We start from the raw sequence: 14,406 nt of genomic DNA, 5'->3' as shown, positions 1-14,406 counted from the left end.
TTTTTGTACAACTTCAGTTAAACCGACAGTTCAACCAACAGCTTGTTGAGGCGGCGCACATAAGCGGCCGGGTCTTTCAAGCTGTCGCCGGCCGCCAGGGCCGCCTGATCGAAGAGAATGTGCGACAGGTCGCCGAAACGCTCGTCACTCTGCTCAGCGTCGAGTTTCTCGATCAGCGGGTGAGCCGGGTTGAATTCGAAGATCGGCTTCGAATCCGGAACCTTCTGCCCGCTGGCTTCGAGGATCTGGCGCATCTGCATGCCCAGGTCCTGCTCGCCGATGGCCAGAATCGCCGGGGAATCGGTCAGACGGTGGGAAACCCGTACTTCAGCAACAGAGTCGCCTAGTGCGGTTTTCAGACGATCAACCAGGCCTTCTTTGGACTTGGCGACTTCTTCCGCAGCTTTCTTGTCCTCTTCCGAGTCCAGGTTGCCCAGGTCCAGGTCACCACGCGCCACGTCGACAAAGCTCTTGCCGTCGAAGTCGCTGAGGTAGCTCATCAGCCACTCGTCGATGCGGTCGGTCAGCAGCAGCACTTCGATGCCTTTCTTGCGGAAGACTTCCAGGTGCGGGCTGTTCTTGACTTGCGCGTAGGTTTCGCCGGTCAGGTAGTAGATCTTGTCCTGACCTTCCTTGGCGCGAGCCAGGTACTCGGCCAGACCCACAACCTGCTCGCCTTCTTCGCCCTGAGTGGAGGCGAAACGCAGCAAGCCAGCGATTTTCTCTTTGTTGGCGAAGTCTTCTGCCGGGCCTTCTTTCATGACCTGACCAAAGTTCTTCCAGAAGCCTTTGTATTGCTCAGGTTCGTTCTTCGCCAGTTTTTCCAGCATGTCCAGGACGCGCTTGGTCAGGGCCGACTTCATGGAGTCGATGATCGGGTCTTTCTGCAGGATTTCCCGCGACACGTTCAGCGACAGGTCGTTGGAATCGACTACGCCCTTGATGAAACGCAGGTACAGCGGCAGGAACGACTCGGCCTGGTCCATGACGAATACGCGCTGTACGTACAACTTCAGGCCTTTCGGCGCTTCACGCTGGTACAGATCGAACGGAGCACGGGTCGGCACGTACAGCAGCGAGCTGTATTCGAGCTTGCCTTCGACCTTGTTGTGGCTCCAGCTCAGCGGATTTTCGAAGTCATGAGCGATGTGTTTGTAGAACTCCTGATATTCCTCGTCCTTGATCTCGGTGCGAGGACGGGTCCACAGGGCGCTGGCGCGGTTGACGGTTTCCCATTCAACGGCCGGCTTCTCTTCACCTTCAGCGGCGGCCACTTCTTTCGGCAACTCGATCGGCAAAGCGATGTGGTCGGAGTACTTCTTGATGACGTTGCGCAGGCGCCAGCCATCGGCGAATTCGTCTTCACCGGACTTCAAGTGCAGAACGATACGGGTGCCGCGCTCGGCTTTCTCGACGGTGGCCACTTCAAAGTCGCCTTCACCCTTGGACGACCAGTGCACGCCTTCGCTGGCGGCAGCACCGGCACGACGGCTGAACACGTCAACTTTATCGGCAACGATGAACGCCGAGTAGAAACCGACACCAAACTGACCGATCAGGTGCGAGTCTTTCTTCTGATCGCCAGACAGATGCTTCATGAAGTCGGCAGTGCCGGATTTGGCGATCGTGCCCAAATGGGTGATCGCGTCTTCACGGCTCATGCCGATGCCGTTGTCTTCGAGGGTGACGGTTTTGGCGTCCTTGTCGAAGCTCACACGGATTTTCAGTTCGGCGCCACCTTCCAGCAGTTCAGGCTTGGACAGGGCTTCGAAACGTAATTTGTCGACAGCGTCAGAGGCGTTCGAGATCAATTCGCGAAGGAAAATTTCCTTGTTGGAATACAGCGAATGGATCATGAGGTGCAGCAGTTGCTTCACCTCGGTCTGGAAGCCCAGGGTTTCCTTTTGAGTTTCCACACTCATGGTCATCAAACTCCAATCAGATGGCAGTGGCCGCGACCTGAAGGGTCGGCGGCGGGTTGTCATCAGAGTTTGGGGCTGAGTTCAGGATTTCAAGGGCTCTTCAATTTTGAAATGACCGCGGGCCGTGGCAATCGGTTCGGCTTCGGTGGTTTGCCAGGCGGTAATCGCTACGTTTGCGACACGCCGGCCCTGGCGACAGACCTGACATTTGGCCCAGGTGTCGCGAAACTGCCCGGCTCGCAGGTAGTCGAGGGAGAAGTCGATGATCTTCGGCACACCCGGCGAACCGGTGAAAATCAGCAGGTGCAGCGCTGCGGACAGCTCCATGAACCCGGCGATCACCCCACCATGGATGGCCGGCAGTAAAGGGTTACCAATGTTGTCCTTATTGGCCGGCAGGCGGAACAGCAACTCATCCCCGACACGGGAACACTCGACGCCGATCAGTTTGGCGTAAGGGAGCAGGTGCAGCAGCGAGGCGTAGTCTCCCTGCTCGTGGGCCTGCTGAAGTTGTTCTTTGAAAGTGTCAGTCATTTCGCACCTCCGGCGATCGCACCGCCAAAACCCTTGGCGCCTTTGACGGCTTTGCCCATGCGCATGAATGTGCCGACGACATGGGCGATGGGTTGCTCGGGATCGTCCTGGTAGGCAAAGCCTCGGGCGAAGATTACGTCGGTGGTCACCCGGTAGCATTGGGCGAAACCGTAGACATCCTTGTGAGGCGCGGCGGCGTGCATGTAGTCGATGCGTAAATCGAGGGTCGGACAGACTTCAAACTCGGGCAGGACGCAGAGCGTCGACATGCCGCACGCGGTGTCCATCAACGAGGTCAAAGCCCCGCCATGGATCACACCGGTCTGCGGGTTGCCGACGATTTGCGGACTGTATGGCAGGATGACTGTCAGGCCTTCGCTGCTGGCGCTGTGAACGCGCAAACCCAGTACCTGACAATGCCTGAGCGCCGACAGAAATCGCGTCGCGCGCTCAAAAACGGGGTTTTCGGTCATGTGAAAAATACTCTTCTTAATATTCGGCGATCGTATTCAGCGTATTCGTAAAAGTTCCCGTGGGAATAATCTTATATATCTGAACGAATTGAGGAACTTAACCCTAGTGGCTGTGCTCGAAAGGCCAGTAGATATTTTCCATAAGGAGATACACCCCATGCGTAAGACTTTAGCTATTGCCTTGATGTTGACCGCTTCCCTCGGTCTCGCTGCTTGCGATAAAAAATCCGAGGACAAAGCTCAAGATGCTAACCAACATGCTGAGCAAGCTCAGCAAGACATGAACAAAGCTCAGGATAAAGTGAACGACGCTGCGAAAGAAAACGCCGAAGCCGCCAAAGCTCAGGCTGAATCGGATGCAGCGGCAGCAAAAGAAGCACCTAAAAACTAAATCAGTTTTTAGCGTGATAAAGAAAACCCGCCAAGTGCGGGTTTTCTTTTGTCTGTGATTTACCCCGCTAGAGCAAAATAGTTCTAAAAGTCTGACTAATCATCAGCAGCAACGAACACACTAGTCCGATGAACCACACCAGACTCCGCTGCCAGGCAAGATCAGCCCAATAGCACAGTAAATAAATGACTCGGGTAATCACAAAGATGATTGCCAGCGAATCGATCAGCCACCCCGCCGTTTGCGTGGTGTGCGCCATCAACACCCCCACCGCAAACAATATGAAGGCCTCGAAGCAGTTTTGATGCGCTGCCACGGCACGGGCGCCGAAGCCTGTGAGTTGCGCTTGTTGCTGACGCGGCAAGTGATTGTTGTAACCGCCCTGCTCTTTCATGGCCTTGGCCACTGGCATGCGGGCCACGTAGATCAGCAAGGCGCTGATGAACACGCACCAGAACGGAATACTCATCAAGCGGCCTCTTTATTGGCTTCGGGCAATGGCGCCTCTGTAGGGGTATAGACCATCACATCGAGAACGTCGGAATGAAACTCCCGGCGATACAACACCAGCACCACGCCGGCACTCATCAACATGAACAGCCATGGGCTGACGAACCAGGCCAGCATGGTCATGCCGAAGTAGTAAGCGCGCAGGCCAAAGTTGAACTGGTTTGCCGCCATGGAGATCACCCGGGCGGCTCGCGCAGCGAAGGCTTTGCGCTCTTGTTCGGACACGTGACGTTCGCCAATCATTGGCGCCGACCCGATCAAAATGGCGGCGAAGTTGTACTGGCGCATGCACCAACTGAAGGTGAAAAACGCATAGACAAACACCAGCGCCAAGCAGAGCAACTTGATCTCCGACATACCCTGCGATGCCTGTTGCACCATCGGAATATCCGCCAGCAACGACACGGCCCGCTCAGAGGCGCCGAGTACAGTGAGAATGCCGGCCAGGATAATCAGCGTGCTGGAAGCGAAGAACGAGGCGTTGCGCTCCAGGTTGCCAATCACGCTGGCGTCGGCGATGCGGTTATCGCGCAACAGCATGCGGCGCATCCAGTCTTCACGGTACAAGTGCAGCACACTGGCCAGGCACGCGGTGTCGCGGCCTTTCCACGAAGCATAACGGGTGTAACCGCCCCAGCAGATGACAAACCAGAGCGCGGCGAGGATGTGGATGATGTTGGCGTGGATGAACGACATGCAGGTCCTTGTGATGTGAGATCGGTACACCGAAACCCTGTGGGATTTGCAGTGCTTCGACGTTAGCTGACAAAAAAAGACACCGCATCTCGCGCATAAAAAATGCCCCGTATCGATTGATACGGGGCATTTCTGTTTTCTGCTTGATTGGCCCGCTTGTGGCGGGCCATGAAGCAGCTTAAGCCAGCGCTTCCTCGCGCTTGCCCAGCAGACGGTCGCAAACCACCGCAACCACCAAGGTCATCACCGACGGCACCAGCCAGGCCAGGCCCTGCTCGCTCAGCGGCAGATGGGACAGCTGTGTTGGCATCCAGTCCGCCAGACCTGCGCCCTTGAGCGCATCGATCATGCCGAAAATGAACGAGACCAACATCACCGGGCCGACGATGCGGCCCTGTTCATGCCAGAAGTCTTTGCAGAAGCTCAGCGCTACCAGGGCGATGCACGGCGGGTAGATCGCTGTCAGCACCGGGATCGAGAACGCAATCAGCTTGGTGAGGCCCAGGTTGGACACAAACAGGGAGAACACAGCCAGGATAATGACCAATGTCTTGTAGGACAGTGGCAGCACACGGCTGAAGTATTCAGCGCAAGCGCAGGTCAGGCCGACTGCTGTCACCAGACAGGCCAGAGAGATCAGCACCGCCAGGAAACCGCTGCCCAACGAACCGAAGGTGTGTTGAACATAGGCGTGCAACACCGCCGCGCCGTTGGCTGCACCGGCCGCCACTTCATGGCTGCCCGAACCGAGACGGAACAGGCTGACGTACACCAGCGCCAGGCCCACGCCGGCAATCAGCCCGGCAATGATCGCGTAACGGGTGATCAGAGCGGGGGACTCGACACCACGGGAGCGGATCGCGTTGACGATAACGATGCCGAACACCAGTGCGCCGAGGGTATCCATGGTCAGGTAACCGTTGATGAACCCTTGGGAGAACGGCGCCGCGACATACTCAGGCGTGGCCACACCAATATCGCCGGCCGGCAACGCGAACGCGGCGATGCCGAGTGCGGCCAGGGCGATGATCTTCAGCGGCGCGAGGAAACGTCCCACGGTATCCAGCAAACGGCCTGGATACAGCGAAATGAAGAACACCAGCAGGAAGTACACCGAACTGTAGAGGAACAGCGCCAGCGGGCTCTCGCCGGTCAGCGGCGCAAGACCCACTTCGAACGATACGGTCGCGGTGCGCGGCGTGGCGAACAGCGGGCCAACAGCGAGGTAGCACGCAGCGGCCAGCAAGCCACCGGCGATTTTGCCGATCGGGCTGCTCAACGCATCCATCGCCCCACCGACCTTGGCCAGAGCAACTACGGTGATCACTGGCAAACCGACCGCGGTGATCAGAAAGCCCAGCGCTGCCATCCAGACATGAGGCCCGGACTGTAAACCGACGATAGGCGGGAAGATGATGTTGCCAGCCCCGACGAACAGGGCAAACGTCATAAAACCAAGTGCCAGGATGTCCTGACCTTTCAAAACTTTCATTAAGGAAATACCACACTACTGAATCGGAATTTAGAGAGGGATTTCCCTGAGGGTGAGGGAAATGCTGTCGGTCCGTATAGGACTGACCCGTTTAGCGCGACGCTTCCTTGTGGGACGCAAACGCAAAAATGGCGGATAGCCTAACGAATTTGCCCGACAAACGCACTGTTAAGGGGCGATCTATCCGATACGCGACATTTCCGTGTCGCGTTTACATATCTTATTTACCTACCTTAGAACAGATCGTTCCCACGCTCTGCGTGGGAACGCATCCCGGAAACGACAAAGGCCACCCGAAGGTGGCCTTTGTTTGGTGAAGCGTCAGCTAAGCGCGAGGCTTACTTGATCGCCCAACCGGTCAGCTCGGACAAAGCCTTGCCGATGTCTGCCAGCGAACGCACGGTTTTAACGCCTGCGTCTTCCAGGGCAGCAAACTTCTCGTCTGCAGTGCCTTTGCCGCCAGAGATGATTGCGCCAGCATGGCCCATGCGCTTGCCTGCAGGGGCAGTCACACCAGCGATGTAGGAAACAACCGGCTTGGTCACGTGTGCCTTGATGTAGGCAGCCGCTTCTTCTTCAGCCGAACCGCCGATCTCGCCGATCATCACGATCGCTTCGGTCTTCGGGTCTTCCTGGAACAGCTTCAGGATGTCGATGAAGTTCGAACCCGGGATCGGGTCACCACCGATGCCGACGCAAGTCGACTGACCGAAACCGGCGTCAGTAGTTTGCTTCACAGCTTCGTAGGTCAGGGTGCCGGAACGGGAAACGATACCGACTTTGCCTGGCAAGTGAATGTGACCTGGCATGATGCCGATCTTGCATTCGCCTGGAGTGATCACGCCTGGGCAGTTAGGACCGATCAGGACTACGCCCAGCTCGTCGCACTTAACTTTAGCGTCCAGCATGTCCAGGGTAGGAATGCCTTCAGTGATGCAGACGATCAGCTTGATGCCGCCGAAAGCAGCTTCCAGGATCGAATCTTTGCAGAAAGGAGCCGGAACGTAGATCACGCTGGCGGTGGCGCCAGTGGCAGCTACAGCGTCTTTCACGGTGTTGAACACTGGCAGACCCAGGTGCTCGGTGCCGCCTTTGCCTGGAGTTACGCCGCCAACCATCTTGGTGCCGTATTCGATGGCTTGCTGGGTGTGGAAACTACCTTGCGAACCGGTAATACCCTGGCAGATAACTTTGGTGTCTTTATTGATCAGGACGCTCATTATTTGCCCTCCGCAGCTTTGACAACTTGTTGAGCAGCGTCGGTCAGGCTGGTAGCAGCGATGATGTTCAAACCGCTTTCTGCCAGTACTTTAGCGCCCAGCTCAGCGTTGTTGCCTTCAAGGCGAACAACAACCGGGATTTTCACGCCGACTTCTTTCACAGCGCCGATGATGCCTTCGGCAATCATGTCGCAGCGAACGATGCCGCCGAAGATGTTGACCAATACTGCAGCGACGTTAGTGTCGGACAGGATGATCTTGAACGCTTCGGTAACGCGTTCTTTGGTAGCACCGCCGCCCACGTCGAGGAAGTTGGCTGGTTTGCCGCCATGCAGGTTGACGATGTCCATGGTACCCATGGCCAGGCCAGCACCGTTGACCATGCAACCGATGTTGCCTTCCAGCGCTACGTAGTTCAGTTCGAACTTGGCAGCGTGCGCTTCGCGCGGATCGTCTTGCGACGGATCGTGGAAAGTCTTCAGCTTAGGCTGACGGTACATGGCGTTGGCGTCGATGTTGATCTTGGCGTCGAGGCAATGCAGATCGCCGTCAGCCTTGATCACCAGCGGGTTCACTTCCAGCAGAGCCAGGTCGTGATCCTTGAACAGCTTGGCCAGACCTACGAAGATCTTGGCGAACTGAGCAACTTGCTTGCCTTCCAGACCCAACTGGAATGCCAACTCGCGACCCTGGAATGGCTGAGCGCCAACCAGTGGATCGATAGTGGCTTTCAGAATTTTTTCTGGAGTGTCGTGAGCGATCTTCTCGATGTCCACGCCACCTTCGGTGGAAGCCATGAACACGATGCGACGGCTCGAACGGTCAACGACAGCGCCCAGGTACAGCTCTTTAGCGATATCAGTGCACGATTCAACCAGGATCTTGGTGACTGGCTGGCCATTGGCGTCAGTCTGGTAAGTCACCAGACGCTTGCCCAGCCACTGCTGTGCGAAGGCCTTGGCGTCTTCTTTGCTGCGAACCAGCTTTACGCCGCCCGCTTTACCGCGACCACCAGCGTGGACCTGGGCTTTGACAACCCACTCGGTGCCGCCGATTTTGTCGCAAGCTTCTGCTGCTGCTTCCGGGGTGTCTACAGCGAAACCCTGGGATACTGGCAGGCCGTACTCAGCGAACAGCTGCTTACCCTGATACTCGTGAAGATTCATGCTTATTACCGTCTTCGTTAGGTACTGCGCATTCGGTGCTGCACTTGTTCAAGTGCCGCACCACCTGTGACTGCTGCTTGCGTAGCCTTTCCGGACAACCGGTGCAGCTACGCAAGACTGCGTCCAGCGGATATTCCGCGGTGAGTCTTGCATGCAAGGCTCACGACGGGCCATACCGCCGTGGTTTCTTATTGTCTTAACGCTTCTTGCGGTTGGCGATGTGGATGGCGCCGCCATTCACAGCCAAAGCTGCTTCGTGCAAGGCTTCAGACAGGGTCGGATGGGAGAAAACCATCATGCCCAGGTCTTCAGCGCTGGTGCCGAATTCCATGCCGATCGCGCCCTGCTGAACCAGTTCTGCAGCGCTCGGACCAATCACGTGGACGCCCAATACGCGGTCAGTCTTGGCATCAGCAATGACTTTCACGAAACCGCCGGTGTCGTTGGCTGCCATGGCACGGCCACTGGCTGCGAACGGGAAGGTGCCAACGTTAACTTCAACGCCTTCGGCCTTCAAGACCTGCTCGGTTTTGCCGACCCACGCGATTTCCGGGTGAGTATAAATAACAGACGGGATCAGGTCATAGTTGATTTGGGCTTTGTGGCCCTTGATGCGCTCAACCACCATGATGCCTTCTTCGGACGCCTTGTGCGCCAGCATCATGCCGCGAACCACGTCACCGATTGCGTAAACGCCCGGTACGCTGGTGGCGCACTGGTCGTCAACGAATACGAAACCGCGCTCGTCGATGTTCACACCGCTGTCGGCAGCCAACAGTTCGGTGGTCACTGGACGGCGACCAACGGCAACGATCAGCTTGTCGAAGGTGATGTTCTGTTCGCCGTTGGCATCGGTGTAGTTCACGACAACTTCGTTGCCGTTCACTTTGGAACCGGTGACGCGAGCACCCAGCTTGATGTCCAGACCTTGTTTGGTCAGGGTCTTGAAGGCTTCTTTGGAAACGGCGTCGTCAGCGGCTGGCAGGAACTTCTCCAGCGCTTCCAGGACAACCACTTCCGAGCCCAGACGCGACCAGACCGAACCCAGTTCCAGACCGATCACGCCAGCACCGATCACGCCCAGACGTTTTGGAACCGATTGGAATTCCAGCGCGCCGGTCGAATCAACGATCACGTTCTGGTCAACCGGAGCGGGTGGAATGTCGATCGGACGCGAGCCCGAAGCCAGAATCACGTTCTCGGCTTCGATGATTTCGACGGTGCCGTCTGGCTTGGTCAGTTCGACTTTCTTGCCGGCCAGCAGTTTGCCGTGGCCTTGCAGGGAAGTGACGCCGTTCGCCTTGAACAGAGTGGCTACGCCAGAGGTCAGGCCTTTGACGATGTTGGCTTTACGGCCAACCATTGCCGCCACGTCCATGGTCACGCCAGCGTGATTGATACCGTGGATCGCGAAGCCTTCTTTGGCTTCCTTGTATTTCCAGGAGCTGTCCAGCAGCGCCTTGGATGGAATGCAGCCGACGTTCAGGCAAGTACCGCCGAGGGCCAGTTTGCCTTCCTTGTCGGTGTATTTCTCGATGCAGGCAGTGGAGAGGCCCAGTTGCGCTGCTTTAATGGCAGCCACGTAACCGCCAGGGCCCGCGCCAATCACTACCACGTCGAATTTCTGAGTCATGTGTCATTCCTTCTCGAATCAAACCGGACAATCCCTTTTGGGGACTGTCGTGGGACGAAGCTGGTCATTACAGGAGGGCCGCCATTACCGAACGACCCGTGCAACGAAATCAGATATCCAGCAGCAAACGAGCCGGGTCTTCCAGCAGGTTCTTGATGGTAACCAGGAAGGTCACAGCTTCTTTGCCATCGATCAGACGGTGATCGTAGGACAGAGCGAGGTACATCATCGGACGGATAACAACCTGACCGTTGATCGCCATAGGACGCTGCAGAATGTTGTGCATGCCCAAGATGGCCGCTTGCGGCGGGTTGACGATCGGAGTCGACATCATCGAACCGAAGGTACCACCGTTGGTGATGGTGAACGTACCGCCGGTCATTTCGTCCATCGACAGTTTACCGTCGCGAGCCTTCTTGCCGAAGGTGGCGATGCCGCCTTCGATTTCAGCCAGGCTCATCAGTTCGGCGTTACGCAGAACCGGTACAACCAGGCCGCGGTCGCTGGAAACAGCCACACCGACGTCGGCATAACCGTGGTAAACGATGTCGGCACCGTCGATCGACGCGTTGACGGCCGGGAAGCGTTTCAGCGCTTCGGTGGCAGCCTTGACGAAGAACGACATGAAGCCCAGGCGCACGCCGTTGTGGGACTTCTCGAACAAGTCCTTGTACTTCGAACGCAGGGCCATGACTTCAGTCATGTCGACTTCGTTGAACGTGGTCAGCATCGCCATGTTCGACTGGGCTTCTACCAGGCGCTTGGCCACGGTAGCGCGAACGCGGGTCATCGGAACGCGCTTCTCGATGCGGTCGCCAGCGGCGAACACAGGAGCAGCGGCAGCCGGAGCGGCAGCCTTGGCAGGCGCGGCAGCCGGAGCGGCTTTCTTGGCAGCAACGGCTGCAACCACGTCTTCCTTGGTCACACGACCGCCTTTGCCAGTGCCGGCAACGGAAGCGATGTTGATACCGTTTTCTTCAGCCAGCTTGCGAGCAGCCGGTGCAGCAACAGGATCGTCTTCGCCTTCAGCGGCTGGCGCAGCAGCTTGTGCAGCAGCCGGAGCAGCGGCAGCAGCTGGAGCGGCAGCAGCGCCGCCCGCTTCGATGGAGCCCAGCACTTCGTCGGACAGAACGGTGTCGCCTTCGTTCTTGACGATAGCGCCCAGCACGCCGTCAGCGGTAGCCAACACTTCCAGCACAACCTTGTCGGTTTCGATGTCGACGATCAGGTCGTCACGCTTTACAGCGTCGCCCGGTTTTTTGTGCCAGGTGGCAACGGTGCCATCGGCAACCGATTCCGGGAAAGTGGGGGCTTTGATTTCGATAGCCATTATCTGTGGGTCCTTAAATTCGGTTTCAGGTGCGCGAAGGCGTTAAACAGTAAAGGCGTCTTGCAACAGTTTTTCCTGCTGCTCAGCGTGCATCGATGCATAACCACAAGCCGGTGCAGCAGAAGCATCACGACCGGCGTACTCGAGAACGAGTGCCTTGTTGTGATTACCTACGATGCGGCGCATGTGGTGTTGGCTGCAGTACCAGGCACCCTGGTTCATCGGCTCTTCCTGACACCAAACGATATGTTTGAGGTTGGTGTACGGAGCCAGGACTTCATTCAAGTCGTCCTCAGGGAATGGGTACAGCTGCTCGATACGCACGATGGCGATGTCATCACGACCTTCGGCACGGCGTTTTTCCAGCAGGTCGTAGTAGACCTTGCCGCTACACAGAACAATGCGCTCGACCTTTTTCGGGTCTTGAACATCGATTTCCGGGATAACGGTCTGGAACGAACCTTCGGCCAGATCTTCCAGGGTCGATATGGCCAGTTTGTGACGCAGCAGCGACTTCGGAGTCAGAACGATCAATGGCTTGCGCAGCGGGCGAATCACCTGACGACGCAGCAAGTGGTAGATCTGGGCCGGCGTAGTCGGTACGGCTACCTGAATGTTGTGCTCGGCGCACAGCTGCAGGTAACGCTCCAGACGCGCCGAAGAGTGCTCCGGACCCTGACCTTCATAACCGTGCGGCAGCAGCATGGTCAGACCGCATAGACGGCCCCACTTGTGCTCGCCACTGGTGATGAACTGGTCGATAACCACCTGGGCACCGTTGGCGAAGTCGCCGAACTGGGCTTCCCAGATCACCAGCGCCTCAGGCGTGGTGGTCGAGTAACCGTATTCGAACGCCAGCACGGCTTCTTCGGACAGGAACGAATCGTACAGGTCGAAACGTGGCTGGCCCTTGTACAGGTTTTGCAGCGGGATGTAGGTCCCCGCGTCTTTCTGGTTGTGCAAGACAGCGTGACGGTGCGAGAACGTACCGCGACCGATGTCCTGACCCGTCATGCGAATCGGGTGACCTTCGAACGCCAGGGTCGCGTACGCCATGGTTTCGGCGTAACCCCAGTTGATCGGCAGGCCGCCGGCTTGCATTTTCTGACGGTCTTCGTAGATTTTCGAGACCTGGCGCTGAACCACGAAGCCTTCCGGGATTTCCAGCAGCTTGGCGGACAGTTCCTGCAAGGTTTTCAGATCGAAGCGTGTGTCGTGACGCGCAGTCCAGGCGTGGCCCAGATACGGACGCCAGTCCACGAACAACTCTTTGTTCGGCTCTTTGACCAGGCTTTTTACAACATGCAGGCCGTTGTCCAGCGCGTTGCGGTATTCGTCGACTTTCGCCTGAACACGCTCTGCGTCGAGTACACCGCCCTGGGTCAGACGATCGGCATACAGCTCACGGGTGGTGCGCTGTTTGGTGATCTGCTGGTACATGATCGGCTGGGTGCCGCTTGGCTCGTCGGCCTCGTTGTGGCCGCGACGACGGTAGCAGACCAGGTCGATCACCACGTCACGCTTGAACTGCATGCGGTAGTCGATGGCCAGCTGGGTCACGAATAACACGGCTTCCGGATCATCGCCATTCACATGGAGGATCGGCGCCTGGATCATTTTCGCAACGTCGGTCGCGTACTCTGTGGAGCGCGAGTCCAGCGGGTTGCTGATGGTGAAACCAACCTGGTTGTTGATCACGATGTGCACGGTGCCGCCGGTCTTGAAACCGCGGGTCTGCGACATCTGGAAGGTTTCCATCACCACGCCCTGACCGGCGAATGCCGCGTCACCGTGGATGGAGATCGGCAGAACCTTCTCGCCGGTAGGGTCGTTACGACGATCCTGACGGGCGCGAACCGAACCCTCGACCACTGGAGATACGATTTCCAGGTGGGACGGGTTGAAGGCCATGGCGAGGTGAACTTCACCGCCGGTGGTCATTACGTTGGACGAGAAGCCCTGGTGATATTTGACGTCACCGGAACCCAGCTCGACCTTCTTCTTGCCTTCGAACTCGTCGAACAGCTCGCGCGGGTTCTTGCCGAAGGTGTTGACCAGCACGTTCAGACGGCCACGGTGGGCCATGCCGATAACGATTTCCTTGGTGCCATAGGAACCGGAACGCTGGATCAACTCGTCGAGCATCGGAATCAGGCTCTCGCCGCCTTCCAGGCCGAAACGCTTGGTACCCGGGTATTTGGTGCCCAGGTATTTTTCCAGGCCTTCGCCCGCGGTGACGCGCTCGAGCAGGTGGCTCTTGATGTCGGCGGAGTACGTCGGACGACCACGCACGCTTTCCAGACGCTGCTGGAACCACTGGCGCTGCTCGGAATCGGTGATATGCGTAAATTCAGCGCCGATGGTGCGGCAATATGTCTGCTGCAACGCTTCGTGAATTTCGCGTAGGCTCGCCTCCTCTTTGCCGATGAACAGGTCGCCGGCACGGAAGGTCGTATCAAGATCGGCATTGGTCAAGCCGTAATGATTGATCGACAGGTCTGCAGGTGCAGGACGCTGCCACAGCCCCAGCGGGTCAAGCTGGGCTGCCTGGTGGCCACGCATACGGTAGGCCTGGATCAATCGCAGCACTTCAACTTGCTTCTTCTCGTGCTCACTGCTCACGCTGCCGGCGGAAACCGGTTGGGCGCGGCGCTGGTTCTTTGCCAGCAAGACGAAATGATCGCGAATTGTGGAGTGCGATACATCGGTGGCAGTGTTGCCGTCAGCAGGCAACTTCTGGAAGTAGGTGCGCCACTCTTCTGGCACAGCGTTAGGGTCGTGCAGGTAGAGCTCATAGAGCTCTTCCACATAGGCAGCGTTACTACCGGATAGGTAGGCGCTGTTCCACATGCGCTGCATCACGCTTTCTTGCATGCTTGGTCACCCTCGGTTAGGGGAACACCACCGGCGTAGACACCGAGCAAACTTGCAGAAGTCCGAATGCAGCGACCAAAACAAGCCACTTAGGATCACGCTGATAGTCCGGGTACCAGCCCGGATGCCCCTGCTTGTCTCATTTCTTCAAAATAAGAGCCGCAG

At 57.5% G+C, this 14,406-nt stretch carries 12 protein-coding genes; 1 reads left to right on the top strand and 11 read right to left on the bottom strand.

All coding sequences use genetic code 11. The features are described from left to right. Nucleotides 1–17: 17 nt before the first annotated feature. The 3 genes from htpG to ACA051_RS09225 all read right to left on the bottom strand — a co-directional run bounded on the left by htpG (nucleotide 18) and on the right by ACA051_RS09225 (nucleotide 2,929). The gene (htpG, locus tag ACA051_RS09235; protein WP_497309293.1) at nucleotides 18–1,922 is read right to left on the bottom strand and encodes a molecular chaperone HtpG; all 1,905 of its coding nucleotides are present in this window, start codon (nucleotides 1,920–1,922) and stop codon (nucleotides 18–20) included. Between the two features lie 81 nt (nucleotides 1,923–2,003). Further along, on the bottom strand, nucleotides 2,004–2,456 hold the full coding sequence (locus tag ACA051_RS09230) for a PaaI family thioesterase (RefSeq protein WP_403101016.1): 453 nt from the start codon (nucleotides 2,454–2,456) through the stop codon (nucleotides 2,004–2,006). Beyond that, complete coding sequence (locus tag ACA051_RS09225) at nucleotides 2,453–2,929, bottom strand: PaaI family thioesterase (RefSeq protein ID WP_497309291.1); 477 nt, start codon at nucleotides 2,927–2,929, stop codon at nucleotides 2,453–2,455. Before ACA051_RS09225 ends, ACA051_RS09230 begins: the two co-directional genes overlap by 4 nt. A gap of 157 nt (nucleotides 2,930–3,086) precedes the next feature. On the opposite strand from ACA051_RS09225, the gene ACA051_RS09220 reads away from it, so the two are divergent. Further along, complete coding sequence (locus ACA051_RS09220; protein WP_109635983.1) at nucleotides 3,087–3,320, top strand: hypothetical protein; 234 nt, start codon at nucleotides 3,087–3,089, stop codon at nucleotides 3,318–3,320. Between the two features lie 67 nt (nucleotides 3,321–3,387). Here the strand turns inward: ACA051_RS09220 and ACA051_RS09215 are convergent, their stop codons facing one another. The 8 genes from ACA051_RS09215 to ACA051_RS09180 form a co-directional block, all read right to left on the bottom strand. Continuing rightward, a complete protein-coding gene (locus ACA051_RS09215) occupies nucleotides 3,388–3,789 on the bottom strand; it encodes an MAPEG family protein (protein WP_497374444.1) in 402 nt (133 codons plus the stop codon). Then, a complete protein-coding gene (locus ACA051_RS09210; protein ID WP_497309288.1) occupies nucleotides 3,789–4,526 on the bottom strand; it encodes a DUF599 domain-containing protein in 738 nt (245 codons plus the stop codon). The genes ACA051_RS09215 and ACA051_RS09210 overlap by 1 nt, the downstream gene beginning before the upstream one ends. A gap of 178 nt (nucleotides 4,527–4,704) precedes the next feature. Next, complete coding sequence (gene brnQ, locus ACA051_RS09205) at nucleotides 4,705–6,018, bottom strand: branched-chain amino acid transport system II carrier protein (RefSeq protein WP_497374442.1); 1,314 nt, start codon at nucleotides 6,016–6,018, stop codon at nucleotides 4,705–4,707. Nucleotides 6,019–6,356: 338 nt separating this feature from the next. Continuing rightward, complete coding sequence (gene sucD, locus ACA051_RS09200) at nucleotides 6,357–7,238, bottom strand: succinate--CoA ligase subunit alpha (RefSeq protein WP_008148605.1); 882 nt, start codon at nucleotides 7,236–7,238, stop codon at nucleotides 6,357–6,359. Next, entirely contained in the window at nucleotides 7,238–8,404 is a 1,167-nt protein-coding gene (sucC, locus tag ACA051_RS09195) for an ADP-forming succinate--CoA ligase subunit beta (protein WP_008148602.1), read from the bottom strand. Before sucC ends, sucD begins: the two co-directional genes overlap by 1 nt. A gap of 196 nt (nucleotides 8,405–8,600) precedes the next feature. After that, nucleotides 8,601–10,037: a dihydrolipoyl dehydrogenase gene (gene lpdA / locus ACA051_RS09190; RefSeq protein ID WP_403099562.1), complete on the bottom strand. Its 1,437-nt coding sequence runs from the start codon at nucleotides 10,035–10,037 to the stop codon at nucleotides 8,601–8,603. Between the two features lie 109 nt (nucleotides 10,038–10,146). Beyond that, the gene (odhB, locus tag ACA051_RS09185) at nucleotides 10,147–11,367 is read right to left on the bottom strand and encodes a 2-oxoglutarate dehydrogenase complex dihydrolipoyllysine-residue succinyltransferase (RefSeq protein WP_010456848.1); all 1,221 of its coding nucleotides are present in this window, start codon (nucleotides 11,365–11,367) and stop codon (nucleotides 10,147–10,149) included. Nucleotides 11,368–11,409: 42 nt separating this feature from the next. Continuing rightward, nucleotides 11,410–14,241: a 2-oxoglutarate dehydrogenase E1 component gene (locus tag ACA051_RS09180; protein ID WP_497309282.1), complete on the bottom strand. Its 2,832-nt coding sequence runs from the start codon at nucleotides 14,239–14,241 to the stop codon at nucleotides 11,410–11,412. Nucleotides 14,242–14,406: the final 165 nt, after the last annotated feature.

Source organism: Pseudomonas sp. LBUM1669 (assembly GCF_059695705.1).
The sequence above is the reverse complement of the archived record's forward strand: the minus strand, read 5'-3'. Positions and strand labels throughout refer to the sequence as shown.